The sequence below is a fragment of the Ancylobacter polymorphus genome, from assembly GCF_022836935.1.
In the GTDB taxonomy this organism is placed as follows: Bacteria; Pseudomonadota; Alphaproteobacteria; order Rhizobiales; family Xanthobacteraceae; genus Ancylobacter; species Ancylobacter polymorphus_A.
Genome location: NZ_CP083239.1, coordinates 3,635,097 through 3,659,975 on the forward strand (window position 1 = coordinate 3,635,097; position 24,879 = coordinate 3,659,975).

Sequence of the window (24,879 nt, forward strand, 5' to 3'; positions counted from 1 at the left end):
CCCTCCCCCCGGCGTCAAGCGAAACGGGCGACGCCCTCCTGCATAGCAGCCATGAGAGAGGATCGCCCCCAAAGGCCGGGCCCAAAAAAGCCGCCCGCGACAATGTCGCGGGCGGCTCCTCATTAATCTGCACGCGCGGAAGCGGTCCGGCTCACGCCTTGACCAACGGCACTTTCGGCACCTTCGAGGTGCCGGGCTTTGCCCGCTTGGCGGCAGCGGCGACGGGCTTCTTGCCCTTTGCCGCTGGCGTCTTGCGACGTGGCGCGCGCTTGGTCTCGGGCGCCTCGATCTTTTCCGGCTTGGGGGTGATCGGCCCTTCCGGAAACTCGAAAGCCAGAGCGCTCTCGCCCTCATCGTCGGTTTGCAGGACGACGCGGACATGCCCACCATTGCGCAGCTTGCCGAACAGCACTTCGTCGGCAAGCGGCTTCTTGATGTGCTCCTGGATCACACGACCCATGGGGCGCGCACCCATCTGCTGGTCGTAACCACGCTCCACAAGCCAGGCTGTGGCTTCGTCCGACAGCTCGATCGTCACGTTGCGGTCCGCCAGCTGCGCCTCAAGCTGGAGCACGAATTTCTCCACCACCAGTGCGATGATCTCATTGGTGAGGTGGGCGAAGGGGATGATGGCGTCGAGCCGGTTGCGGAACTCCGGCGCGAAGAGACGGTTGATGGCCTCCACATCGTCCCCCTCGCGCTTCGAGCGCGTGAAGCCGAAGGCGGACTTCGACAGGTCGGCGGCGCCCGCATTGGTCGTCATGATGAGAATGACGTTGCGGAAATCCACCTGCTTGCCGTTGTGATCGGTCAGCTTCCCGTGGTCCATCACCTGCAGCAGGATGTTGAACAGGTCGGGATGCGCCTTCTCGATCTCATCGAGCAGCAGCACGCAATGCGGGTGCTGGTCGATGCCGTCGGTCAAAAGGCCACCCTGGTCGAAACCGACATAGCCGGGAGGCGCGCCGATCAGCCGGGAGATGGTGTGCCGCTCCATGTACTCGGACATGTCGAAGCGCAGGAGTTCCACGCCGAGGCTGGAAGCGAGTTGCTTCGCCACTTCGGTCTTGCCGACACCGGTCGGCCCGGAGAACAGATAGGAGCCGATCGGCTTCTCCGGCTCGCGCAAACCCGCCCGGGCCAGCTTGATTGCCGAGGCGAGCGCTTCGATCGCCTTATCCTGGCCATAGACCACGCGCTTCAGCGTCGTCTCCAGCGCCGAAAGGATTTCCGTGTCCGACTTGGAAACGGACTTTGGCGGGATGCGGGCGATGGTAGCGATGGTCGCCTCGATCTCCTTCACGCCGATCGTCTTCTTCCGGCGCCCCTCCGGCAACAGCATCTGTGCCGCGCCAGACTCGTCGATGATGTCGATCGCCTTGTCCGGCAGCTTCCGGTCATGGATGTAGCGGGCGGACAGTTCCACCGCCGCCTTGATGGCGTCGTTGGTGTAGCGCAGCCGGTGATAATCCTCGAAATAGGGCTTGAGGCCCTTGAGGATCTCGATCGCGTCCGGGACGGTCGGCTCCGGCACATCGATCTTCTGGAAGCGGCGGACGAGGGCGCGGTCCTTCTCGAAATACTGGCGATATTCCTTGTAGGTCGTCGAGCCGATGCAGCGCAACGTGCCTGCCGCGAGAGCAGGCTTGAGCAGATTGGAGGCGTCCATCGCGCCGCCCGAGGTCGCACCGGCACCGATCACCGTGTGGATCTCGTCGATGAACATGATGGCGTCGGGATAGGCCTCGATCTCCTTCACCACCTGCTTGAGGCGCTCTTCGAAGTCACCACGATAGCGGGTGCCGGCCAGCAGCGCCCCCATATCGAGCGAGAAGACCGTTGCCTTGGCGAGGACGTCCGGCACCTCGCCGGCGACGATCCGGCGCGCCAGCCCCTCGGCGATGGCGGTCTTGCCGACGCCGGGATCGCCCACAAAGAGGGGATTGTTCTTCGAACGGCGGCAGAGCACCTGGATGGTGCGCTGGATCTCGCTGTCACGGCCGATCAGCGGGTCGATCTTGCCCTCACGTGCCTTCTTGTTGAGGTTCACGCAATAAGCGTCGAGCGCATCGGCCTTCTTCTTGGTGTCCTCCCCGGTCTTCGTCTCCGTCTCCTCCTCGGCGCCGCGAACGGGACGACTTTCCGACATGCCGGCGCGCTTGGCGATGCCGTGGCTGATGTAGTTGACGGCATCATAGCGCGTCATGTCCTGCTCTTGCAGGAAATAGGCCGCATGGCTCTCGCGCTCGGCGAAGATGGCGACCAGCACATTGGCGCCGGTCACTTCCTCGCGGCCGGAGGACTGAACATGGATGACGGCGCGCTGGATGACGCGCTGAAAACCGGCCGTCGGCTTTGAATCCTCACCAGCGTCCTGAACCAGATTGTCGAGTTCGGTGTCGATATACTCGACCAGATTGCGCCGCAATTTGTCGATGTCGACATTGCAGGCCCGCATCACCGCCGCCGAATCCTGGTCGTCGACCAAGGATAGCAGCAGGTGCTCCAGCGTCGCATATTCGTGGTGGCGTTCGTTGGCGAGCGCGAGGGCCCTGTGCAGCGACTGCTCGAGGCTTCGGGAGAAGGTGGGCATCGGGACCTCTTCGTTTAGCCGTCGCGGGGCGTCACTTCTTCTCCATGACGCACTGCAAAGGATGCTGGTGCTTGCGCGCGAAGTCCATCACCTGCGTGACCTTTGTCTCGGCCACTTCATAGGTGAAGATACCGCACTCCCCCACGCCATGCTGGTGCACATGCAGCATGATCTGGGTGGCTTCCTCCCGGTTTTTGCTGAAGAAGTGCTCCAGCACATGCACGACGAACTCCATTGGCGTGTAGTCGTCGTTGACAAGGAGCACCCGGTAGAGATTCGGCCGCTTAACCTGCGGCTTGGTGCGCGTGATCACCGCCGTGCCGGGGGCGTTGTCCCCACGGCGTCGGCGCTCATCGTCGGCCATCATAATTGCACGCAGCTGACTTTCAGCGTGGTCGGACATTCATGCATTCCCTAACCGGCGAACCGGCCTTCGACAGCTATAATATGTACGCACCCCCGCTCACGCCAGAGGGGCCGACAGAACCGACTGTCGCATTACGGTGACAATTCGATGAGGCGGCATCCGCCGGGCCCCGCGCGCGGCCGGTGAAAGCGAACCGAAGAATGCCTCGCCGCAATGAAAAAGGCCCGGCGCTGCGGCCGGGCCTTTTGAAACGTCGGGACGAGACGAACTCCCTTTTCGCAACGTCCATCGCATCAGGCGATAGCCGAAAGCCCGCCTCGCCTGCGATCGCTCAATGAGCGCGCATCACTTGGTGACGGCGACCTTGGCGAGAACGCTCTCGTAGGGCTTGTAGGTCTCCTTGGCGAGATCGGCGTACAGCTCGCCCATCTTGGTCGCCTGGGCGACGAAGCTCTCATAGGCGCTCTTGAAGTAGTCCGACTGGATCTCGACCGCCTTGTCGAGCGTCTTGGCGCCGAACAGCTTCTCAGCGGCAGCGGTGCCTTCCTCGAAGGACTTCTTCGAATAATCGGCCACTTCCACCGCGATGGACTGGACGCCCTTGGACACGGTGCCGAAGCTCTTGACCGCGAGTTCGAGGTTGTCCTTACCGACCTTCTGGATGTCTTCAAAATTCTGCAGCATGAGCCCGCTCCTTGGTGTTCCAAAACGCGCGTCGCTCACTCGGCCACTCGCGCCCGCCCGGGAATTCTCCCTCGAATTTTTGTAATGCACCGCACCACGAGGGTCAAGAAATTTGTGCGACGCAACATTGCCGTCACGACGCAGGCTCCGCACCATCTTCATGCCATATCAACAGCGTTGATGAGCCTTCTTTACGACTCTGTAACCCTGCCCTTTTTAAGCTTTGGGAAGTGATGGTTCGGCAGGGTTCCTTAACGGTCTAGGCCTTCGCAGCGGCAGCAATGCCGCGCCGCAGCGGCCTTTTGCCTGACGAATGGGTTGAGTTCCGGCATCACATGCCGGCAGCGAGTAGCGGGACGAACAGATGCGGGTTCCGGAGATGGTCGGCACCACTTTCATGCGTGCCGCCGTGGCGGTGTTGGCGGTCTCCATCCTCGGGGCCGGCTTTGCAGAGGCCGCGCCGAAGAAGAAGACGGTTCGGGCCAAGCCTGCGGCGACCCGAAACGTGGCTAGCACCGGCAACTGGCATCGGGGCTATTCGCACATCGTGGTCGATGCCAATACCGGCCGGGTTCTCGACGCCGACAATGCCGACGCGTTGCGCCATCCTGCCTCTGTCACCAAGGTGATGACGCTCTACCTGCTGTTCGAGCAGCTTGAGAGCGGCCGGATGAAGCTGAACACTCCGCTTCGCGTTTCCGCCTATGCCGCGGCCCAGCAGCCCTCCAAGCTGGGCGTGAAGGCGGGTTCAACGATTTCGGTCGAGGACGCCATCCAGGCGCTGATCACCCGGTCCGCGAATGACGTTGCCGTGGTGGTGGCCGAGAACATCTCCGGCAGTGCCTCCTCCTTCGCCAATCTGATGACGCGGCGGGCGCGCCAGCTCGGCATGTCGCGCTCGGTGTTCAAGAATCCCAATGGCTTGCCCAATCCCGAGCAGGTGACGACCGCCCGCGACCTCGCCACGCTCGGCCGTGCCATTCAGGAGCGCTTCCCGAAGTACTACGCCTATTTCGAGATCCGCAGCTTCCAGTATCGCGGCGTCGCCATTCGCAACCACAACCGCCTGCTGGGTCGTGTCGACGGCGTCGACGGCATCAAGACGGGTTATACCAACGCGTCGGGCTTCAACCTGCTCACCAGCGTGAAGAAGAACGGTCGCTACGTCATCGCCGTCGTGATGGGCGGCGCCAGCGCCGCCTCGCGCGACGACCGCATGGTGGCCCTCATCAGCGAAAACCTCGGCAAGGCTCAGTCTGGACGGCAGATGGTGGCGCGCATGAGCAGCCCGCCGCCGGGCGCTTCTGCCGACGACGCCTCCACTCCCGTCGCGCTGGCGGAAGAAGCGCCGGCCGCACCCAAGACCATTCCGGTGCCGACCACCAGCCCGCGTGTCGCCATGGCCTCGGCTGTTCCCGATATGGAGCCGACGGCTTCCGTCCCGACACCCGCCCCTTCTCCGGCGCGCCCGGCCCGGGCTGCCGCGAATGCCCCGGCCACCAACACGCCCCCCGTTGGCTCCGCCGCTCCGATCGTTCCGGTCGCCGTCAAGACCGTCGCGGTGGCTCGGCCGAGCCAGCCGGTTGCCACCTTCAGCAACCAGCCGGGCATTCTGGGTACGCTCTCCTTCACCAATAACGGCTTCATCGCGGAGTCCTCGGAGACCGCAGCTGCCGCTCCGGCGCAGCATGCCATCCGCCAGCAGGTGCAGGTGGCGAGCGCGGGCCCGATCGAAATTCCCCGCCAGGAAGCTGAGACCGCCGAGCAGTCCACGGCTCCGCGCTCGGGCTGGGCGATCCAGATCGGTGCTTTCGGCAGCGAGGCCGATGCCCGCGCGCAGATCGCCAAGGCGCAACAGAAGGCCGGCCGGGCCCTTGCGAAGGCTGATGCCTACACGGAGCAGGCGGTAAAAGGGTCGACCCGGATCGTCCGCGCCCGCTTCGCCGGTTTCGATGCCGAGTCCACCGCGCGCAAGGCCTGCGATGCCCTGAAGCGCAGCGATTTCGGCTGCATGGTGTTCCGCAACTGATCCGGGGGAGGCGTCAATGGCGGTCGAGCAGGACATCCTTCGCTTCGTTTACCCGGGCAGCGAGATAGTTCGACCCGCCCTGGTCGGGATGGAGTTTCTTCATAAGGGAACGGTGAGCCTGGCGGATCTGGTCCGCCCCCGCCCCCGGCTCAAGCCCCAGGATCTGGTAGGCCTCCTCTTCCGTCATCGCGCCGCGGCGCGGCGGGTCAGCGCGCCGCCCGCCCGCTTGTCCCTCCACGTTCTCACGCCAGCCGGGCGACCGGCGGTCAAGATAAGCTTCGAGTAGCTGGCGGCTCTCGACATCGACGTCGAGGGCGAGACGGGCAAGGCTCTGGACATCAAGCGTGTCGAGCGCCGCTCCAGCGAAAGGGCCGTTGGTCACCGTCCCCGTTAGCCGTCCGCTGTCATGGTCGAGCTCCATGTCGAGAAAGGCGGTGCGCACGGTGGAATTCCGCCCTTCGGTCGGCGCACTTCGGCCGGAGGTGAACGCCTTGCGGATGTCCCACCCCAACAGCGACAGGCCGAAGATTCCCAGGGGGAGCGCCGTCTCGATATGCCCTCGCATGCCGAGAAAGCCGGCGACGAGGATCAGCGCGCCGCCTCCTACTCGGCGTCCGAACTGAGCGAGGATCGCCGGATTGGCACGGCCAAACGCTTTGAGACCGTAATAGAGCAGCGCGACGATCGCCGCCCCGATCAGCAGATTGATCATCGCGTATCCTGCATGGCGGAAATGAGCCGGCGCGCCCCGGGCGAGGCGCCCGCCAACGCGGCGAGCGCTTTCGTGCCGCCGGCTGCATAAGACGCGGCGGCCCGCAGCAGCGCCCGCAGTTCGGCTGAAGCGCCCGCGTCGAAACGGCAAAACGCGCCCTTGGTCAGCCGCGCGATCTCGCGAAATGCGCGCTCGACCTGCGGATCGGCTCCCTCCTGGAACATGAAGGCTGGCACGCCTCGCAGCGCAAGCGGGCCGGCTTCGGCGCAGAGCGTGTCGATGTTCTCTTCCACAGCGTCGCCGACGAAGACCAGCGCGCCGACAGGCCCCTTGGCCGCCTGTCCCGCCGCATGGCTGAGGACGCGGCCGATCTGGGTTCGCCCACCCTGGCATTGGATGCGGGCCATCAGCGCGCCCAGTTTTGCCCCCTCGCTTAACCAGGGCGAGGCCCGGCATTCGCCGAGACCACGATAATAGACGAGTTGCATATCCAGCCCGCCGATACGGGCAGCCTCCTCGAACATTTCCGCCTGCAGCGCACAGGCGAGGTCCCAGGTCGCTTCCCGGCTCATCGTCGCATCGAGGCCGAAGATGAGGCGGCCACGCTTGTCCGCCGTCAGGGGCGCGCGACGCTCCAATTCGGCCAGAAAGGCCGCGGTGTCGGCGGAGCGAGCCGCCGGGGCGTTCGGCGCGGTCCTGACGGGTGTTGTCTTGTCGGCGGCCATGCGGGTCCCTGCTGCGGATTCGTCGCGAGTGTATCGGGGGAGTGGCCTTGGACAACAGCCCGCTCGCCGAGGGTTGAAGATCCGGCCGGCGTTGACCCTCGGCCCGGCTCTGTTAGCTTCCGCGCCCCGAAGGAACGAGATGTCCACCATGGCAAACCCGCGCGCGATCCGCACTGCCCATACCGTTGCCACGCTGCGAGCGCAGATACAGCAATGGCGTGCCGCTGGGGAGAAGATCGCGCTTGTTCCGACGATGGGCGCGCTTCATGCGGGTCATGTGGCGCTGATGACCGCCGCAAGAGAGAGGGCGGAGCGCGTCATTGTGACGATTTTCGTCAATCCCACCCAGTTCGCACCGACCGAGGACCTGTCGCGCTACCCCCGGACGCTGGAGGCCGACCTCGCCAAGGCCGAGGCCGCTGAGGTGGACATGGCGTTCGTGCCTGATGTCGCCGAGATGTATCCAGACGGCTTTTGCACCACCATCACCCTCGCGGGCCCGGCACTGGAACTCGAAACCGCCTTTCGGCCGACCCATTTTGCCGGGGTCGCCACGGTTGTGGCCAAGCTGCTTATCCAGGCGCTGCCGGACGCGGCCCTCTTTGGCGAGAAGGACTACCAGCAGCTTCAGGTAGTCACGCGCCTCGCCCGCGACCTTGATCTGCCAGTGCAGATCGTCGGCGTGCCGACGGTACGAGAGCCCGACGGCCTCGCTTTGTCGTCACGTAACGTCTACCTCTCGCCGGCAGAGCGTGCGACAGCAACCATTCTCCACCGTGCTCTTAGCGAGGCCGCAGAGCGGATCGTACGAGAGGGCAAGGTCGAGGCTGCGGTCGAGGAGGCGCGCTCCACGGTTTGCGCCGCCGGCTTCCAGCTGGATTATCTTGAGGCGCGTCACGCCGAGACGCTCGCTGCCGTCAGTAGTAAGGATGACGGCCCCATCCGCTTGCTGGTGGCGGCTCGCATCGGGGCGACGCGCCTTATCGACAATGTGCCAGTGCCGCCACAGATGTAACGGCGTCAGCCCATGGTCACATAGGCCACCGCCATCCCGACGATCACCAAACCGAGGCTGATGCCGAGCACATAGCGCATCGGCTTGACCTCGACGGCTTGACGTTCCTCGGTCTTGGCCTTCACCACCACCTCGCCATTGTCGACAACGCGTCGATCATCGGAATCGACGTGGGTCATACCTTCGGGGTTCGTCTGGCTCATACCGATCGTCCTTTCGTTCATTCCGTACGGGAATAACGTGCGAAAGCGACTTCGGGTCCCTGCCTCGCCTCAGAGAAGTCCCAGCGAGCGCAGTTCGCGGCGGAGTTCGTCCGGCAGGGCTTCAGTCGCGCTGGCCGCTCCAAGGTCTGGGGGCGCTTCGGCAGCCTGGAGGTAGCGCCATCCCTGAAACGGCCGGCTCGGCCGCGGTGCGACGCGGCGCACCGTCGGCTCAAGCACGAGATGGCACCGGCGGATGCCATCGCCATCGACAAAGGGACGGATGCCGGTCAGACTCTGCCGGCAGGCCACCTCACCCTTGATCACCCAGTAAAGAGAACCACCGGAAAGCAGCTCCGTCGTCCGGGTCGGCACCATGCGCGTGGTGTGCACCTGCTCGACCGCCTCCCCGCGCGCCGCTTTTCCGGCCAGCGATTCGGCGATCCATTCTTCCAGGTCCTCGACCGACACGGCGCCGACGCAAAGTTTCAGCAGGTGGAGCGGCATGGCTGTGTCCGAGACGCGATGCGCGCTCTATACCCGCTTGACCACCGGCCAGTCGACCTCATCCTCGGCGAGCGCTCCCGTTTCCTTCAGGGCCGCCTCCTTCCACGCGACGAAGGCGGGATGGGCATGAATCGCCTCGACATAGGCGGCCGCGACGGGATCGACCTCGATCGCGTAGGTCCGCAGCCGCGTCGCCACCGGCGCATACATGGCGTCAGCGGCGCAGAACGCCCCGAAAAGAAAGTCACCGCCGCCGCCGAAACGCGCACGGGCCTCCCCCCAGCGCCGGGTGATGCGGCGCACGTCTTGCAGCGCTTCCTCCGGAAAGGAGCGCGCCTCGACAGGGCGCCAGAGATTCATCGGCGCCACGCTGCGCAGCGCGCCGAATCCGTTGTGCATTTCGGTCGCGAGCGAGCGGGCATGGGCGCGGGCGACAGGATCGCTCGGCCAGACGCCCTTCTCGGGAAAGCGCTCGGCCAGATGCTCAAGAATGGCGCTCGACTCCCACACCACGGCCTCGCCGTCGATCAACACCGGCACCTTGCCGGCCGGTGAACGGGCCCGGATGCGCTCCTTGAAATCCGGTGCATCGAGCGGCACCAACTCTTCCTCGAACGGAATGCCCAGCGCCGTCATCGCCAGCCAAGGCCGCAGCGACCACGACGAGTAGTTCTTGTTTCCGATGATCAGCCTCAGCACCACGTCGACGCTCCCTGGTCCGTTCCGCTGACAGGTTCGGTCATGTCGGACAGTCGTGCAAACGAAGGACGGTGATGTCCCCCATCAGTCCCGTTGATCGTGCCAGGGCATGACCAGACATGACAACGGCCCGGCCTTGCGGGCCGAGCCGTGTCGTAGAACGCAGACCTTGGAGGCCGACGCCGTCAGGATCACCCAGCGGCGATCTGAGCGGCTTGGAAGCCCCCGAAAAGATAGATAAGGGCAATCGCCGTCAGGAACGCGGCCACAGCCCAACGGGCGACTCCCCAACAGGAGCGCTCGGGAATGGAATTCATGATGACCTCGGAACGATACGTTCACCGCGATGCGCCCGCCGACCGTCGGCGTAGGGGCGCGATCTGAAACACTATTTAATAAATCGTTACGACGTTCGCAACCGCGAAATTGCCACAATCCGGACGCCTGGCGCAGTGCTGCCCTGCCCTGATCGCATGCCCCTGCCCTCGACAAGTCGGGTTGAGATCGGTTGAAAGCACTCTCCACCGCGCGCACCCTCACCGCAGCGCGAACCAACAGGGCGTTGACCGCCGGAGCAATCGAGAGCGCCATGCTGGGGTTTACTATTATCGATGGGATGGGCTTCGCCGCCTTCTGCCTGTCTTGGGTCGCCTACCATCTGGTCATGGAAGGCGGTTGGGCGGAAAAGCGCACACTGAACCGCCGCATGGATGCGTATCGCTATCAGTGGATGCTGCGCATGCTGGAGCGCGAAAACCGCATCGTTGATGCCCAGATCATCGCGGCCTTGCAGAACGGCACCGCGTTCTTCGCTTCCACATCGCTCCTGGCGATCGGCGCCTCGCTGGCCATTCTGCAATCCACCGAAGCGGTGATGGCGCTTTTCCGCGACCTGCCCTTCGGCGTCCAGAACCGCACCAGCTGGGAATTGAAGACACTGGGCCTGACGCTCATCTTCGCCAATGCGTTCTTCAAATTCGCCTGGGCCTACCGCCTGTTCAATTACTCAACCATTCTGCTGGGATCGACGCCTCCTCCGTCCGAAGCCGCAACGCCGCAGGCGCAGGCGCATGTCGTCAAACTTGCGCGCATGGCCACCATTGCCGGCCGGCACTTCAACCGTGGGCAACGCGCCTTCTTCTTCGCGATTGCCTATCTCGGCTGGTATATCAATGGCTGGGCGCTGATGGCGGCGACCTTTGCCATCTTCCTCGTCATGATCAACCGGCAACTGGGCCGGGACTCGCAGTGGGTGCTCGACAATGACGGATAATCCTACCCGCCCCTCCGAGGAAGCCGTCGAGGCAGCGATTCTCGCCGTCGCCGGCCAACCCGGTGCCGCCAGAACGGTGACGCCGGAAGAGATCGCGCGCAGCGTCGCCACCGGAACCGATTGGCAGAGCCTGCTCCCGTCCGTGAGGCGCGGCGCCCTGCGGCTCGCCGAAGCCGGCCGACTGGTGCTTTATCGCAAGGGCAAGCCTGTTGCCCCCGCAGACCTGCGCGGCGTCTATCGCCTTGGGCTGCCGCCCTCCGGCGACGGGGCAACGGCGCCTTAGGGCCTCCGCGATCCCCTCCTGAGTTAGCTACCGGAGGGCTGTCCCGCTGAAGGAGCCGCTGGCGCCGGCAGCGGGCTGTCGATACGGCCCGTCAGATAATACACGGTGAGCCCAATCCACTCACGCAGCGCCAGCTCAAAAAAACTGGCCCCTTCCGCCACTGAACCGAACAGGCGGAAATAACCGGGATCGCCGGTCGTGCGGAAGTCGACAGGATAAGCGGTGACAGGGAACCCTGCCGCGCGGAAACACCCAACGGCTCTCGGCATGTGAAAGGCCGAGGTGACCAGCAACCAGTTCTCGCCCGGAGCCGGCTTCACCAGCGCCGTTGTCAGTCGGGCGTTCTCGGCGGTATTGCGCGACGTTCGCTCGAAGATCACGCGCCCCTCCGGCAGCCCGATTTGTGGCAGCGCAAGACGCACCACATCCGCGTCCTGCATCGCTGGCTTCTGAAGCAGGCCACTTCCACCGGAGAAGACAATCCTCGCGTCGGGATAGCGGCGGGCGAGCTCGCCAAGCGCCAGAATCCGCTCAGCCGATTCCTGGAACGCGGGTTGCCCGCGCGCGGCCGTGATGCCGGGAAGTTCGGCGCCGCCAAGCACCACTATGCCGACGACGCGCCGGCCATCGTCGACAAAGATGGGAAAGCGGTTCTCCAGCGGCACCAGCATCATCCGTCCGAACGGGCCAAGTCCGATCAGCAGTAGCCCCCCGGCTCCGATAGCGGCGAGCGTCAGCCCGAACCGACGCCAGCGCAGACCGAGGATCAGTCCGCCGACGGCGAGCAAGCTCAGCAGGGTGGAGGGTGCCGCCACCATCCAGAAGATTTTGGAGAGAGTGAAGAACACCCCGCGCGGGCTCCTTTCAGAACCAGAGCGACGCAATCGAGAGGAAGGCAAAGAAGCCGACCACGTCGGTGATCGTGGTTACAAAGGGTCCCGACGCCACAGCGGGATCCACCTTCAGGCGGTCCAGCGCCAATGGAACGAGGATTCCCCCCAGCGCTGCAGCCGCCAGATTGATGATCATGGCCAGCGCGATGACGAAGCCGAGATCGGCAAGGCCGAACCGGGCGAACACCACGGCGGCCATGATGACCGCGAACACCACGCCGTTGAACAGGCCCACCAGCAATTCGCGCGCGATCACCCGCCTCGCGTTGCTCGGGCGCAGTTCCCGGGTCGCAAGCGCACGCACCGCGACCGTCATGGTCTGCGTCGCGGCGTTGCCGCCCTGGCTGGCAACGATGGGCATCAGCACCGCGAGCGCCACCATGCGCTGCAGTTCTCCCTCGAACAACGCGATGACGAAGGAGGCGATGTTGGCCGCGATGAGGTTCAGCAGCAGCCAGGAAAAGCGGCTGCGGGCGATATACCAGAAGCTATCGGAAAGCTCCTCGTCGCCGGCCACGCCGCCAAGTGCCTTGAGGTCCTCATCCGCCTCCTCCTGGATCACGTCAACGATGTCATCGACGGTGAGCACGCCGACGAGCCGGCCGGCCTTGTCCACGACGGGAGCGGAGATGAGATTGTAGCGCTCGAACACCCGCGCCACGTCCTCCTGGTCGTCGGTCGCGTTGACGACATGGCGGTCCGGCGTGACCACATCGCCGAGCTTGGCGCCGCGACGCGTGCGGAGCAACCGGTCAAGCGGCACTGAACCGTCGAGGCGATAGGTGGCATCGACGACGAAGACCTCGAAGAAGGTTTCCGGCAACCCCTCCGTCTCGCCGATATAGTCCAGCGTCTGGCCCACCGTCCAAAAGGGCGGCAGCGCGATGAACTCCGTCTGCATGCGCCGGCCGGCGCTTTCCTCGGGATAGTCGAGGCTGCGCTGCAGCGCCGCGCGCTCCGGGATGGAAAAGTTGGAAAGGATCTCCTGCTTGTCGGCATCATCAAGGTCTTCGAGAATGTAGACCGCGTCGTCGGAATCAAGGTCCCGCATGCCCTCGACGACGGTCTGCGTCGGCAACGCCTCCAGAATCTGGACGCGCGCCGTCTCGTCCAGTTCGGTGAGGGCAGTGAAGTCGAAGTCGCTGCCTAGCAGTTCGATCAGCTTCGGCCGATCAGGCGCGGGCAGCGCTTCCAGCAGCCGCGCGACGTCGGTTTCGTGCAGGTCACGAAGAATGGCCCGAAGCGCATCGACGTCGCCGGCGTCGATCGCGCCGACCACGGCTTCGACGAAGCCCGGGGCCTCGGTCGGGTCGCTGTCATGCTCCGGCCCGCGCAAGGGGGTGGCGAACTCGGCCTCTTCGCGCATGCCCTGCTCCGGACCGGGGTGGTGAGGGGAAACGGCTCGACCCTAGCGGAAACGAGGCGCGTTCGCTGACAAGCCGGTGTTAATGAAGAGTCGGCCGAGGGACAATTCCTTAAGGCCTGTGCGGTTTCGAACTACCGAAACTTTGTTGCTGGATTTCATCATGTCGACCGTTACCGTAACTCGCCTCTTCATACGCGGACGCGTCCAGGGGGTCGGCTACCGGGCCTGGCTCGCGCGCGAAGCCGGAAGGCAGGACCTCTCTGGTTGGGTCCGCAATCGCAAGGACGGCTGCGTCGAAGCGCTTATCCTTGCTCCCTCGGCTACGCTTGCGGCTTTCATCGCCCTCTGCCGGATCGGGCCGACGGCGGCGCATGTCACCGACATAGACACCCAAGACGAGACGATACCCGCGAGCGACGCCGAAAACGGCTTCACCGTGCGCCCCACCGTCTAGGACGGACCGTCTTCGGTCACCGTCGGCCCGAAGACGGTCTCAAACGTCCGCCGTAGGGCCAGATCAGCATCCTCCATCGTCACGGGAAGGCCAAGATCGACCAGACTGGTCACCCCATGCTCCCGCACGCCGCAGGGAACGATGCCGCCGAAATGTGAGAGATCGGGCTCCACATTCAGCGAGATGCCGTGCAACGTCACCCAGCGGCGCACTCTTATGCCGATCGCGGCGATCTTGTCTTCGCCGGAGCCGGCCTTTTCCGGGCGACGGACCCACACGCCAACGCGGTCCTCCCGCCGCTCGCCGCGCACATTGAACGACTCGAGCGCACGAATCAGCCACTCCTCCAGGGCAGCGACATAGCGGCGGACATCCGGCTCACGCCGCTTGAGGTCCAGCATGACATAGGCGACCCGCTGGCCGGGGCCATGATAGGTGAACTGCCCTCCCCGCCCGGTCTGGAAGATCGGGAACCGCCCGGCATCGACGAGGTCTTCCGGACGGGCGCTCGTGCCCGCTGTGTAAAGTGGCGGGTGCTCCAGCAGCCACACCAACTCGTCCGCCTCCCCGGAAGCGATGGCTCCCGCCACCCGGTCCATCTCCGCCAATGCGTCGGGATAGGTGACGGGCGATGAGGACACGCGCCAGCGGACAGGTGCTGCGCCCGGCTGCGGCGGCAGGAGTGGGCTCAGCGCATCGCGGGCGATGGGAACCGGCGAAGAAGGGCGCATCTCGTTCATGGCAGATACATAATGGCTGCCACCCTTCCTGTCGCCTCCACCCTGCGGCGGAACTGTCCACAGGCCCGGCCCGATCCGTGCCGGCACTTGTAGACCCCTATTCCATCTGCTAGACGATGCCCCGCTCGCGCTTGCCTCTCACGAAGCAGATGGCGCTGGCGATGCGGTCGTGGCGGAATTGGTAGACGCGCTGCCTTGAGGTGGCAGTGGGTAACACCGTGGAGGTTCGAGTCCTCTCGACCGCACCAGATTTTCCGGTTTCGGAACACACGGCGACCTTCGGGTCGCCGTTGTCGTTTCAGCGGCTCGCCGATCAAGGCCGGCGACCGGCGATGCGCCGACCCATGAGCGCTACTGAACCACAGCCGTGCGCGACGGCGCGGGCACGATGTGCACCACGCGGTATCCCTTTTCCTTCAGCGCGGCGAGAAAGGCGGGCAGCATCTTCGCGGTCTGACCGCGCGTATCGTGAAAAAGGATGATCCCCCGGCCCGCATGGTCGAGCCGGGTCATGATAAGGGTCAACTGCTCCTCGGGTGTCATCGGATTCCAGTCTGACGCCCACAGATCCGCACCGAACACGCCGACACCGCGCTGCTTGAGATAGTCCAAGAGTTCGGGCGAGGCGCCAAAACCCGGAAAGCGGAAGAAGGGAACGCGGGGATTGCCGCCGCTGGCGCCGTAGGCCGCCCGGTCATCGGACTTAAAGCCCTTCTCGATGTCGGCCACAGCCTTGTCATAGGGGATATCGGCCAGAGTCATCGGATGCGTCATGCTGTGATGGGCCACCGTGTGCCCCTCAGCGATCTCACGACGCACAAGATCGGGATGCGCGGCGGCGTTGCGGCCGATGACGAAAAACGTGGCGCGCACGCATTCACGCGCCAGCGTCTTCAGCACCGACGGCGTGGTGGCTGGCAGCGGGCCGTCGTCGAAGGTGAGCACCACCTCGCGGTCGGCGAGGTCGAGCGTCTGTGGGAAGTGCTTGGTGCCGACCTGCAGCCCCACGGGATCAACCACGAGGACCCGTGATGTGCCCAGCTTGCCGGTGCAATCGTCGGCCCGGGCGGCTGTTGCCCCCGCAAACACCGTCAGAACAAGCGCCAGTCGGACGACACTGAGCATGGCAAAACCCCGCGTGAGAAAGCGGCCCCTGCCTAGCGGATCACGGGTGACGGCGCCATCCGGCGAGGCGCGCGTGCCACGCTCCCCTGCTCTCCGCCCGCCGCATGATTGACGCAGCGGCCTACGCGGAAGCTCAGCTCTCCGGCGCGTCAACGATCGGGTCGTATTGCGACGCGTCGAAGCCGAGCACGTTCCAGCTCTGCTGCATATGCGGCGGCAGCGGAGCGGAAACGTCGATCAGACGGTCGCCGCGCGGATGCGGAATCACCAGACGCCGCGCCAAGAGGTGAAGCCGGTTCTGCAGACCGCCGGGCAGCGGCCAGTTCTCGACGTTGAAATATTTCGGGTCGCCGACGATGGGGTGGCCGATATGGGCGGCATGGGCGCGCAGCTGATGGGTGCGCCCGGTCACCGGCTTCATCGACAGCCACGCCAGCTTCTGCGCGGCATGGTCGACAACGGCGTAATAGGAGATGGCGTGGCTCGCCTCGTCGTCACCGTGGCGGGCGACGCGCATCTTCTCCGCCGCCTCGTCCTTGGCCAGATAGGTGGAGATGCGCCCCTGCGCCGGCCGCGGCACGCCGGGGACCAGCGCCCAGTAGACCTTGCGGGCGGAGCGCGAGCGGAAGGTCTTGGCGAGTGTCGAGGCCGCAAGGCGGGTCTTTGCCACCAGAAGGATGCCGGACGTGTCCTTATCGATGCGGTGAACCAGACGCGGCTTCTGCCCGTCCGTACCACGCAGCGCTTCCAGCATGCCGTCGACATGGCGATAAGTGCCGGACCCGCCCTGAACGGCGAGGCCAAACGGCTTGTTCAGCACCAGCACGTCGCGATCTTCGAACAGGGTCATGTCCTTGAGCGCGCGGGCATCCTTGTCGTCGGAGCTGGCGCGCCGCACCGCCGGGGCGGAAAGCTCCTCACCTTCGGCCGGATGAGCAACGCGGGGAGCGCGGGCGGGCGGCACCTCGCCGCGTGCGATGGCCTCCTCCGCTTCCAGATGATCCGCAGCGGAAAGTTGCGGCTTCTCCTCCAGCGGCGGGATGCGGATGGCCTGACCGGCGGAGAGCCGGGTATTGGTTTTCACCCGTCCGCCTTCAACCCGCACCTGCCCGCTGCGCAGCAGCTTCTGCAGATGGCCGAAGGAAAGGTCGGGATAATGGGTCTTGAACCAGCGGTCGAGCCGCATGCCCTCTTCATCCGCGTCGACGCGGCGTGTCTCAACGGCCATGATGTGGGTACTCCTTACCCCTGCACATAGCCGAGACGAGGCGCTACGTCACGCGAGAGCGCGCATGATCGCCAGTCCTGCGAACACGCCAACCAGCGCAAGAGCGACGGAGCCGGCCACATAGAGCGCCGCCAGCCCGATCTCGCCCCGCTGTACCAGCAGCGCCGTGTCCAGGGAGAAAGTGGAAAAGGTGGTAAAGCCGCCGAGAATGCCGGTGATAATGAAGGCGCGGGCATGCATGGTCCAGCCGCCGCTTGCCAGGAAGGTCAGCCACCCCGCCACGAGACCGATGGTGAAACTGCCGATCACGTTGATGGCCAGGGTGCCGTAGGGAAAGCCCATGCCGAACAGACGCATGGCCGTCATGCCGACGGCGTTGCGCAGCACGCCCCCGATTCCGGCGCCGATGAAGATGAGAAGAATACCCTGCACGCCGCTTGCCCCGCTTGCTTCTTTCTAGCCGCCGCCCTGCCGCTCCTGGCGCAGCCGCGCCCAGTACTCCAGGCGCTTCTTCACCTCGCGCTCGAAGCCGCGTTCGTTCGGCGCGTAGAAATCTATACGTGCATCGCCGGCCAGCTCTTCGGGAAAGAACGACTGCCCGGCGAACGCATCAGGGTAATCGTGATCGTATTGGTAGCCGGCGTGGTAACCGAGCTCCTTCATCAGCTTGGTCGGGGCATTGAGGATGTGCTTGGGCGGCGCCAGCGAACCGGTCTTCTGCGCCAAAGCGAGGGCGGCGTTGAAGGCGGAATAGGCGGCATTGGATTTCGGCGCCGTGGCGACATAGGCGATGGCCTGGGCCAGGAACAGGCGCCCCTCCGGCCAGCCCACACGCTCGAAGGCCGTCCAGGCCGCCACCACCTGCGGCATGGCCTGCGGGTCGGCCATGCCCACATCCTCCGACGCCGCACAGCACAGTCGGCGGAACACGGTACCGGGGTCCTCGCCACCTGTCAGCATCCGCGCGGCCCAGTACATGGCACCGTTCACATCTGAACCGCGCAGGCTCTTATGAAAGCAGCTGAGCAGGTTGTAATGCTCGTCCTGCCCCTTGTCGTAGATCGGTGCGCGCTTCTGCATCGTCGCGGCGAGCGCCTTCACGTCGAGGTCCGGCCCCTGCGGGAGAGAGAGCAGTTCCTCGGCGAGGCCGAGAAGATAGCGCCCGTCGCCATCGGCCATGCCGGCCAGCGCCGCGCGCGCCTCCGCATCCAGCGGCAGACGGCGGCCCTCGAGAGTCTCCGCCCGCTGGAGCAGACGTTCGATCGCCGCGGCGTCGAGCGCCTTGAACACCAAGACGCGCGCCCGAGAGAGTAGCGCCGCGTTCAGCTCGAAGGACGGGTTCTCCGTCGTGGCGCCGATCAGCGTGATCGTGCCGTCTTCCATGACGGGGAGGAAGCCGTCCTGCTGGGCGCGGTTGAAGCGATGAATTTCGTCGACGAAGAGCAGTGTGCCCTGCCCGATCGCCCGTCGTCCCCGCGCCGCCTCGAACACCTTCTTGAGCTCGGCGACGCCGGTGAAGATGGCGGAAACCTGCTCGAAATGCAGGTCGGTCTCCCGCGCCAGCAGCCGCGCCACCGTCGTCTTGCCGGTGCCCGGTGGGCCCCAGAAGATGAGCGAGCCAAGCGAGCGGTTGGCGATCATACGGGTGAGCGCTCCGCCCTCCCCGGTCAGATGCTCCTGCCCGACGACCTCGCCGAGTTTCTGCGGCCGCAGCCGATCGGCCAGCGGGCGGGGAGCGGCGCTGTCGAGCCCGGCGGAAGCAAAGAGGTCAGCCAAAATCGCCTCAGCCCGGCAGGAGGGCGGAAATGACCCGCCCGCCGCGTTGAAGAGTCACGCGCCACGCGCGAACCGGCGTCCGGGTGATGCGCTGCAAATCGCCGGTGGTCGCGATGGCGGTGCCGTTGATGTCCATGATGACATCGCCGACGCGGAAACTGGTTCGCTCGGCCGGCGATCCCTCCTCGACCCCCACGATGACGACCCCCTTGGTGGCGTCAAGCGTCCGCATTTCCTCGATCACCGCCGGCGAGACATTGACGACCGTCGCTCCTGCGAGCGGCGAGCGGCCTGTGAGCGTGATCTCGTCGCGCGGCACCGTCTCCGGCGCGGTTTCCAGCGCCACTTTCAGCGTCGCCGGCTTACCCTGGCGGATGATGCCAAGATCAACCGATCCGCCAAGCGGGCGGGTGGCGAACCGGAAGCCGAAGGCGTCGGGATCATCGACCTCCTGCCCGGCAACGGCAACGATAAGATCGCCCGCGCGCAGCCCTGCCTTCTCTGCCGGACTGCCGGGGAAAATGCTCTGCACCAGCGCGCCCGTTGGCCGTGTCACATCGAGCCCTTCGGCGATTTCGGGCGTGACCTGCTGCAGATCCGCTCCCAGCCATGGCCGGCGCACCACCTTGCTACCCGAGAGCGCCGACTGCAGCACGACCCGCACCATATCGGCGGGAATCGCGAAACCGATGCCCTGCGACCCACCCGAACGCGAGAAGATCGCCGTATTGATGCCGACCACACGGCCTGCGCCGTCAACCAGCGCGCCGCCGGAGTTACCCGGATTGATCGCCGCATCGGTTTGGATGAAGAAGCCATAATCGGTGATGCCGCGCTGCGTGCGGGCGAGCGCGGAGACGATGCCCTGCGTCACCGTCTGCCCCACCCCGAACGGATTGCCGATCGCGAGCACGATGTCGCCCACCTGAAGGTCGTCCGAGGAGCCGAGCGTCGCCGACGGGAAATCGCCCTTGCCACCCTTGATCCGCAGAATGGCGATATCGGTGCGAGCATCGCGCAGCACGACTTCAGCGTCGAACTCGCGCTTGTCCGAAAGGGCGATGCGAATTTCGTCGGCGCCGTCGATGACATGGTTGTTGGTGACGACGATTCCCGACCGATCCACCACGACGCCGGAGCCGAGCGACTGCTCAACACGCTCGCGGCGCCGGTCCAAGCCTGGTACGTCCGGCGCTCCCCGATCGCCGAAGAAGCGGCGGAAGAAGGGGTCGTCGAGCAGCGGGTTGTTCCGCGGCGCCGTCTTCTGCGCATAGACATTGACGATAGCAGGAGCGGTGCGCGCCACGACGGGCGCAAAGCTCAGGCCAATCTCCGCGCGGGACGCCGGCACGCGCGGACCGCCGCCGGCTGGCACCTGGGCCAAGACGGGGGTGACGAGGAGAGTGGAAGCGACGAGGAGAGCGATCCGTTTCATGGCGCCAGATATAACCCTCGCCCTGCGGCGGAGAAAGGGCAGCGGCGCCTTGGCTATTACCGCGCATCGCCAAAAAGAAAAGGGGCGGTCAAGCCGCCCCTTTCCGCATTCAATGTCGACGCTTCACGCTCAGGCAGCGGCGGCTTCCGCAGCCTTGGCCGCCTCGTGACGGGCGAGGTCCGCGGCACCCTTGGCCGACTCGTCGCGATCGACCAGCTCGATCACGGCGATCGCGGCCGAATCACCATGGCGGAAGCCCGCCTTGATGATGCGGGTGTAGCCACCATTGCGCTCCTTGTAGCGCGGGCCGATCACGTCGAACAGCTTGCGCACGACGGCGACATCACGCACTTCGGCGATCGCCTGGCGACGGGCGTGCAGGCCACCCCGCTTGCCGAGGGTGATCAGCTTTTCCACCACCGGGCGAAGATCCTTGGCCTTCGGCAGAGTGGTGACGATCTGCTCATGGGTGATGAGCGCCTGCGCCATATTGGCGAACATCGCCTTGCGGTGCTCGGCGGTGCGGTTGAACTTGCGATACGTCTTGCCGTGGTTCATGGCAAAATTCCTACATGCGGCGGCTTTCGAGCCGGGAGATACGGATGACGGCTCGAACGCCGCGCTCAATGCTCAATAATGATCTTCGAACCGCTTGGCGAGATCCTCGATGTTCTCCGGCGGCCAGCCCGGCACTTCCATGCCGAGATGCAGGCCCATGCTGGCGAGCACTTCCTTGATCTCGTTCAGCGACTTGCGGCCGAAGTTCGGGGTACGGAGCATCTCCGCCTCGGTCTTCTGGATCAGGTCGCCGATATAGACGATGTTGTCGTTCTTCAGGCAGTTCGCCGAACGCACCGAAAGTTCCAGCTCGTCCACCTTCTTGAGCAGCGCCGGGTTGAAGGGAAGCTCCTGCATGACAGGGCTTTCCGTCTCGCGCTTGGGCTCTTCGAAGTTGACGAAGATTTCCAGCTGGTCCTGAAGGATGCGCGCGGCATAGGCGAGCGCATCTTCCGGACCGACCGAACCGTTGGTCTCGATGGTGAGGGTCAGCTTGTCATAGTCGAGAATCTGACCCTCGCGGGTGTTCTCAACCTTGTAGGAGACCTTCTTGACCGGCGAATAGAGGCTATCGACAGGAATGAGGCCGATCGGCGCGTCTTCGGGACGGTTGCGGTCAGCCGCCACATAGCCCTTGCCGGTGTCGACGGTGAATTCCATGCGGATTTCAGCGCCGTCGTCGAGCGTGCACAGCACGAGCTCGGGGTTCAGCACCTGCACGTCGCCCACGGTCTGGATGTCGCCAGCGGTGACGATGCCCGGGCCCTGCTTCTTCACGACCATGCGCTTGGGGCCATCGCCCGCCATCTTGATGGCGATGTCCTTGATGTTCAGGACGATGTCCGTCACATCCTCACGCACGCCCGGGATCGACGAGAACTCGTGCAGTACCCCATCAATATGCACGGACGTCACCGCAGCGCCCTGGAGCGACGACAGCAGGATGCGGCGCAGCGCATTGCCGAGCGTCTGCCCGAAGCCGCGCTCAAGCGGCTCGGCGACGACGGTCGCCAGGCGCTTCGGGTCGCTGCCGAGCGAGACTTCAAGCTTCTCGGGCTTGATCAGCTCTTGCCAGTTCTTTTGAATCACGACGTCACCCTTGGTTTCGACGGTGCCCCGGACTCCCTGCCCGGCAACATCCCCTCAGCGGCGAAGGGAAGACCCGAAGCAGCGGCCCCTGCGGCGCCCGAGGCGCCGCTGGATGATTAGGCGTCAGACGCGCCGACGCTTGCGCGGACGGCAGCCATTGTGCGGGATCGGCGTCACGTCGCGGATCGACGTCACGGTGAAACCCGCCGCCTGGAAAGCCCGCAGCGCCGACTCGCGCCCCGAACCGGGACCGGAAACTTCGACCTCGATGGTGCGCATGCCGTGATCGGCCGCCTTGCGGGCGCAATCCTCGGCCGCAACCTGCGCCGCATACGGCGTGGACTTGCGCGAACCCTTGAAGCCCATGGCGCCCGCCGAGGACCAGGCAATGGTGTTGCCCTGCGCGTCGGTGATGGTGATCATGGTGTTGTTGAACGACGCATTCACATGCGCAACGCCGGAGGCAATGTTCTTGCGCTCACGGCGCTTAATGCGGGCAGCTTCTTTAGCCATAGACTTTGGATCCTTCGGGCGCGCCCGTCATTCCAGGCGCTCGGGACATTGTTAAGAACGAAATGCGCCGGCCGCACGCGGCGCCGGCGCGGAACAGCGGACTCACGCCCGCTCCCCTCACTTCTTCTTGCCGGCGATCGCCTTGGCCGGACCCTTGCGGGTGCGGGCATTGGTGTGGGTCCGCTGACCGCGCACCGGCAGGCCACGCCGATGACGCAGGCCGCGATAGCAGCCCAAGTCCATCAGACGCTTGATGTTCATCGACACTTCGCGGCGCAGATCACCCTCGACGAGATAATCGCGATCGATCGTCTCGCGGATCTGCAGCACTTCCTGGTCGGTGAGCTGGTTGACGCGACGGTCGAGAGGAATGCCGACCTTCTCAACGATATCGGCAGCGTTCTTGGCGCCAATGCCGTGAATGTACTGAAGCGCAATGATGACGCGCTTGTTGGTCGGGATGTTAACGCCTGCAATACGAGCCACGTCGCTCTCTCCATGTGGACCGGCGAACCGGTGATGACAACGCTCCGCGCCGGTGGAGGCCGGCCCTTGCGGAGATACGCACGAGGCCGCCCGACATCCGCGACGTGATGTCGATCGGCGGCACCCGCTTGAGTGAAGCGCGGCACATAGAGCGATTCAGCTCCGATGTCAAGCCGCGCCGGAAAGGTCACGCCAATTCGAGGACGTCGGCAATCGCCTTGGTGACCTCATCGATCGGCTTCATCCCGTCGATGGTCGCCAACATGCCGCGCTCGGCATAATAGGGAGCGACGACCGCGGTATCGCGGTTGAAGGCCTCGAGCCGAGTCTTGAAGACCTCCGGATCGTCGTCCTTACGAACCGGCTCGCCACGCGCCGCCGTCTCCTTGGCGCGCTGGACGATCCGGTCGACTAGCTTGGTCTGGTCGACCTTCAGTTCGATCACCGCGTCGAGCTTAAGGCCCTTCTCCGCCAGAATGCGGTCGAGAGCCTCAGCCTGCGCGACAGTGCGCGGAAAGCCGTCGAGGATGAACCCCTTGGCGCAATCCGCCTGATCGATCCGATCAGAAATGATGCCGATCACGATCTCGTCCGAGACCAGGTTCCCGGCGTCCATCACCGCCTTAGCCTTAAGGCCGATCGGCGTCTCATTACGAACCGCCTCGCGCAGCATGTCGCCGGTCGAAAGCTGCACGATGCCGTGCCGCGCCACCAGTCGCTGCGCTTGGGTGCCCTTCCCCGCGCCCGGAGGTCCGAGCAGTATAAGCCTCATCGGCGCTTCCCCCTGAGCTTGGCCTTCTTGACCAGCCCCTCATATTGATGCGCCAACAAATGACCCTGAACCTGCGCCACCGTATCCATGGTCACGCTGACCACGATCAGCAGCGAGGTTCCGCCGAAGTAGAACGGGACCGCGGCATAGGAGATGAGAATCTCCGGGAAGAGGCACACAATCGCAAGGTAAGCCGCACCGATGACCGTGATGCGAGTCAGCACATAGTCGATATACTCGGCAGTCCGCTCGCCCGGGCGGATGCCCGGAATGAAGCCGCCATGCTTCTTCAGATTGTCCGCGGTCTCGGTCGGGTTGAACACGATGGCGGTGTAGAAGAAGCAGAAGAACACGATCAGCAGCACATAGAGCAGCATGAACAGCGGCTGCCCATGTCCGATCAACGTCGTCACCGTCGTCAGCCAGGCCGGGCCCGAGTTCTGCATGAAGCTCGCAACCGTGGTCGGAATCAGAAGTAGCGACGAGGCGAAAATCGGGGGAATCACGCCCGAGGTGTTCAGCTTCAGCGGCAGGTGCGAGGACTGACCCTCATACACCTTATTGCCGACCTGACGCTTCGGGTACTGGATCAGCAGCCGGCGCTGCGCCCGCTCCATGAACACGATGAACATGATGATGCCGACGGCCATCAGGATCACCGCGAGAATGATGCCGGTGGACAGCGCACCCTGGCGACCCAGTTCGAGCGTGTTGGCGATCGCCGACGGCAGCTCCGCCACGATACCGGCAAAGATGATCAGCGAAATGCCATTGCCGATGCCGCGCGAGGTGATCTGCTCGCCGAGCCACATCAGAAACATGGTGCCGCCGGTGAGCGTGATCACCGTCGAGATGCGGAAGAACCAGCCGGGATCCGAAACGACAGCGCCGGAGCCTTCAAGCCCCACGGCGATGCCGTAAGACTGGAACACAGCCAGCACGACCGTGAGGTAGCGCGTGTACTGGTTGATCTGCTTGCGGCCGGACTCGCCCTCCTTCTTCAGCGCTTCCAGCGTCGGCGAGACGGTGGTCAGGAGCTGAATGATGATGGAGGCGGAGATGTACGGCATGATGTTCAGGGCGAAAATCGCCATGCGCGAGACCGCGCCGCCCGAGAACATGTTGAAGAGGCCGATGATGCCCTGCTGCGCCGTGCGAAACACGTCGGCGAGCGCGTCGGGATTGATCCCCGGCATCGGAATGTAGGTGCCCAGCCGATAAACGAGAAGCGCACCCAGGGTGAACCAGATGCGCTTCTTCAGTTCGTCGGCTTTTGCCAGAGCACCGAAGTTGAGGTTTGCCGCGAGCTGTTCTGCTGCCGAGGCCATGGTGGCTCCGCTCCTCGTCTGTGCCCTGT

The 24,879-nt window shown here is 64.8% G+C and carries 27 protein-coding genes and 1 tRNA gene; 6 read left to right on the forward strand and 22 right to left on the reverse strand.

What is annotated here, in order from left to right; genetic code table 11:
• Positions 1-151: 151 nt before the first annotated feature.
• The 3 genes from clpA to K9D25_RS17430 form a co-directional block, all read right to left on the reverse strand.
• Positions 152-2,593, reverse strand: coding sequence for an ATP-dependent Clp protease ATP-binding subunit ClpA (gene clpA, locus K9D25_RS17420; RefSeq protein WP_244376884.1), 2,442 nt, complete (start codon positions 2,591-2,593; stop codon positions 152-154).
• 31 nt (positions 2,594-2,624) lie between these two features.
• Complete coding sequence (gene clpS / locus K9D25_RS17425) at positions 2,625-2,996, reverse strand: ATP-dependent Clp protease adapter ClpS (RefSeq protein WP_432207889.1); 372 nt, start codon at positions 2,994-2,996, stop codon at positions 2,625-2,627.
• A 309-nt stretch (positions 2,997-3,305) separates the two neighbouring features.
• Positions 3,306-3,644, reverse strand: a complete 339-nt coding sequence (locus K9D25_RS17430) for a phasin family protein (RefSeq protein WP_244376885.1) — start codon at positions 3,642-3,644, stop codon at positions 3,306-3,308.
• 364 nt (positions 3,645-4,008) lie between these two features.
• On the opposite strand from K9D25_RS17430, the gene K9D25_RS17435 reads away from it, so the two are divergent.
• Complete coding sequence (locus K9D25_RS17435; protein WP_244376886.1) at positions 4,009-5,673, forward strand: D-alanyl-D-alanine carboxypeptidase; 1,665 nt, start codon at positions 4,009-4,011, stop codon at positions 5,671-5,673.
• A 13-nt stretch (positions 5,674-5,686) separates the two neighbouring features.
• Here K9D25_RS17435 and K9D25_RS17440 read toward each other — a convergent pair whose 3' ends face one another.
• Both K9D25_RS17440 and K9D25_RS17445 read right to left on the reverse strand, forming a co-directional pair.
• Positions 5,687-6,385, reverse strand: a complete 699-nt coding sequence (locus tag K9D25_RS17440) for a DnaJ domain-containing protein (protein WP_244376887.1) — start codon at positions 6,383-6,385, stop codon at positions 5,687-5,689.
• The gene (locus K9D25_RS17445; RefSeq protein ID WP_244376888.1) at positions 6,382-7,110 is read right to left on the reverse strand and encodes a VWA domain-containing protein; all 729 of its coding nucleotides are present in this window, start codon (positions 7,108-7,110) and stop codon (positions 6,382-6,384) included. Before K9D25_RS17445 ends, K9D25_RS17440 begins: the two co-directional genes overlap by 4 nt.
• A 148-nt stretch (positions 7,111-7,258) precedes the next feature.
• Between K9D25_RS17445 and panC the strand changes: the two genes are divergently transcribed.
• Positions 7,259-8,125 (forward strand): pantoate--beta-alanine ligase, encoded by an 867-nt coding sequence (gene panC / locus K9D25_RS17450; protein WP_244450903.1) that lies wholly within the window; start codon positions 7,259-7,261, stop codon positions 8,123-8,125.
• Between the two features lie 5 nt (positions 8,126-8,130).
• Here panC and K9D25_RS17455 read toward each other — a convergent pair whose 3' ends face one another.
• The 3 genes from K9D25_RS17455 to K9D25_RS17465 all read right to left on the reverse strand — a co-directional run bounded on the left by K9D25_RS17455 (position 8,131) and on the right by K9D25_RS17465 (position 9,531).
• A complete protein-coding gene (locus tag K9D25_RS17455; RefSeq protein ID WP_244376889.1) occupies positions 8,131-8,328 on the reverse strand; it encodes a hypothetical protein in 198 nt (65 codons plus the stop codon).
• A 69-nt stretch (positions 8,329-8,397) separates the two neighbouring features.
• Positions 8,398-8,832, reverse strand: coding sequence for a DUF1489 family protein (locus K9D25_RS17460; protein ID WP_244376890.1), 435 nt, complete (start codon positions 8,830-8,832; stop codon positions 8,398-8,400).
• Between the two features lie 27 nt (positions 8,833-8,859).
• Positions 8,860-9,531 (reverse strand): glutathione S-transferase family protein, encoded by a 672-nt coding sequence (locus K9D25_RS17465; protein ID WP_244450904.1) that lies wholly within the window; start codon positions 9,529-9,531, stop codon positions 8,860-8,862.
• Positions 9,532-10,120: 589 nt separating this feature from the next.
• On the opposite strand from K9D25_RS17465, the gene K9D25_RS17470 reads away from it, so the two are divergent.
• Both K9D25_RS17470 and K9D25_RS17475 read left to right on the forward strand, forming a co-directional pair.
• A complete protein-coding gene (locus K9D25_RS17470; RefSeq protein WP_244376891.1) occupies positions 10,121-10,804 on the forward strand; it encodes a DUF599 domain-containing protein in 684 nt (227 codons plus the stop codon).
• A complete protein-coding gene (locus tag K9D25_RS17475) occupies positions 10,794-11,087 on the forward strand; it encodes a DUF3253 domain-containing protein (protein WP_244376892.1) in 294 nt (97 codons plus the stop codon). Before K9D25_RS17470 ends, K9D25_RS17475 begins: the two co-directional genes overlap by 11 nt.
• Positions 11,088-11,110: 23 nt before the next feature.
• On the opposite strand, the gene K9D25_RS17480 is transcribed toward K9D25_RS17475, so the two are convergent.
• Positions 11,111-11,935: a YdcF family protein gene (locus tag K9D25_RS17480; protein WP_244376893.1), complete on the reverse strand. Its 825-nt coding sequence runs from the start codon at positions 11,933-11,935 to the stop codon at positions 11,111-11,113.
• Between the two features lie 16 nt (positions 11,936-11,951).
• Positions 11,952-13,346, reverse strand: coding sequence for a magnesium transporter (mgtE, locus tag K9D25_RS17485; RefSeq protein WP_244376894.1), 1,395 nt, complete (start codon positions 13,344-13,346; stop codon positions 11,952-11,954).
• A gap of 145 nt (positions 13,347-13,491) precedes the next feature.
• Here mgtE and K9D25_RS17490 point away from each other — a divergent pair, with 145 nt between their 5' ends.
• The gene (locus K9D25_RS17490; protein ID WP_244376895.1) at positions 13,492-13,800 is read left to right on the forward strand and encodes an acylphosphatase; all 309 of its coding nucleotides are present in this window, start codon (positions 13,492-13,494) and stop codon (positions 13,798-13,800) included.
• On the opposite strand, the gene lipB is transcribed toward K9D25_RS17490, so the two are convergent.
• Positions 13,797-14,531 (reverse strand): lipoyl(octanoyl) transferase LipB, encoded by a 735-nt coding sequence (lipB, locus tag K9D25_RS17495; protein WP_432207956.1) that lies wholly within the window; start codon positions 14,529-14,531, stop codon positions 13,797-13,799. The genes K9D25_RS17490 and lipB overlap by 4 nt on opposite strands.
• 172 nt (positions 14,532-14,703) lie before the next feature.
• Between lipB and K9D25_RS17500 the strand changes: the two genes are divergently transcribed.
• A tRNA-Leu gene (locus K9D25_RS17500) sits at positions 14,704-14,788 on the forward strand.
• A gap of 103 nt (positions 14,789-14,891) precedes the next feature.
• Here K9D25_RS17500 and K9D25_RS17505 read toward each other — a convergent pair.
• From K9D25_RS17505 to secY, 11 genes are all read right to left on the reverse strand, one after another.
• A complete protein-coding gene (locus K9D25_RS17505) occupies positions 14,892-15,665 on the reverse strand; it encodes a polysaccharide deacetylase family protein (RefSeq protein ID WP_244376897.1) in 774 nt (257 codons plus the stop codon).
• 133 nt (positions 15,666-15,798) lie between these two features.
• Positions 15,799-16,893 (reverse strand): RluA family pseudouridine synthase, encoded by a 1,095-nt coding sequence (locus K9D25_RS17510; protein WP_244376898.1) that lies wholly within the window; start codon positions 16,891-16,893, stop codon positions 15,799-15,801.
• Positions 16,894-16,941: 48 nt separating this feature from the next.
• Entirely contained in the window at positions 16,942-17,325 is a 384-nt protein-coding gene (crcB, locus tag K9D25_RS17515; RefSeq protein ID WP_244376899.1) for a fluoride efflux transporter CrcB, read from the reverse strand.
• 24 nt (positions 17,326-17,349) lie between these two features.
• Positions 17,350-18,669: a replication-associated recombination protein A gene (locus K9D25_RS17520; RefSeq protein WP_244376900.1), complete on the reverse strand. Its 1,320-nt coding sequence runs from the start codon at positions 18,667-18,669 to the stop codon at positions 17,350-17,352.
• Positions 18,670-18,676: 7 nt separating this feature from the next.
• A complete protein-coding gene (locus K9D25_RS17525; protein WP_244376901.1) occupies positions 18,677-20,104 on the reverse strand; it encodes a DegQ family serine endoprotease in 1,428 nt (475 codons plus the stop codon).
• Positions 20,105-20,233: 129 nt separating this feature from the next.
• The gene (gene rplQ, locus K9D25_RS17530) at positions 20,234-20,662 is read right to left on the reverse strand and encodes a 50S ribosomal protein L17 (RefSeq protein WP_244376902.1); all 429 of its coding nucleotides are present in this window, start codon (positions 20,660-20,662) and stop codon (positions 20,234-20,236) included.
• 72 nt (positions 20,663-20,734) lie between these two features.
• Positions 20,735-21,751: a DNA-directed RNA polymerase subunit alpha gene (locus tag K9D25_RS17535; protein ID WP_244376903.1), complete on the reverse strand. Its 1,017-nt coding sequence runs from the start codon at positions 21,749-21,751 to the stop codon at positions 20,735-20,737.
• A 123-nt stretch (positions 21,752-21,874) separates the two neighbouring features.
• Positions 21,875-22,264 (reverse strand): 30S ribosomal protein S11, encoded by a 390-nt coding sequence (rpsK, locus tag K9D25_RS17540; RefSeq protein ID WP_018390623.1) that lies wholly within the window; start codon positions 22,262-22,264, stop codon positions 21,875-21,877.
• A gap of 117 nt (positions 22,265-22,381) precedes the next feature.
• On the reverse strand, positions 22,382-22,750 hold the full coding sequence (gene rpsM / locus K9D25_RS17545) for a 30S ribosomal protein S13 (RefSeq protein WP_244376904.1): 369 nt from the start codon (positions 22,748-22,750) through the stop codon (positions 22,382-22,384).
• A gap of 187 nt (positions 22,751-22,937) precedes the next feature.
• Positions 22,938-23,522, reverse strand: coding sequence for an adenylate kinase (locus tag K9D25_RS17550; RefSeq protein ID WP_244376905.1), 585 nt, complete (start codon positions 23,520-23,522; stop codon positions 22,938-22,940).
• Positions 23,519-24,850, reverse strand: coding sequence for a preprotein translocase subunit SecY (gene secY / locus K9D25_RS17555; protein ID WP_244376906.1), 1,332 nt, complete (start codon positions 24,848-24,850; stop codon positions 23,519-23,521). The genes K9D25_RS17550 and secY overlap by 4 nt, the downstream gene beginning before the upstream one ends.
• Positions 24,851-24,879: the final 29 nt, after the last annotated feature.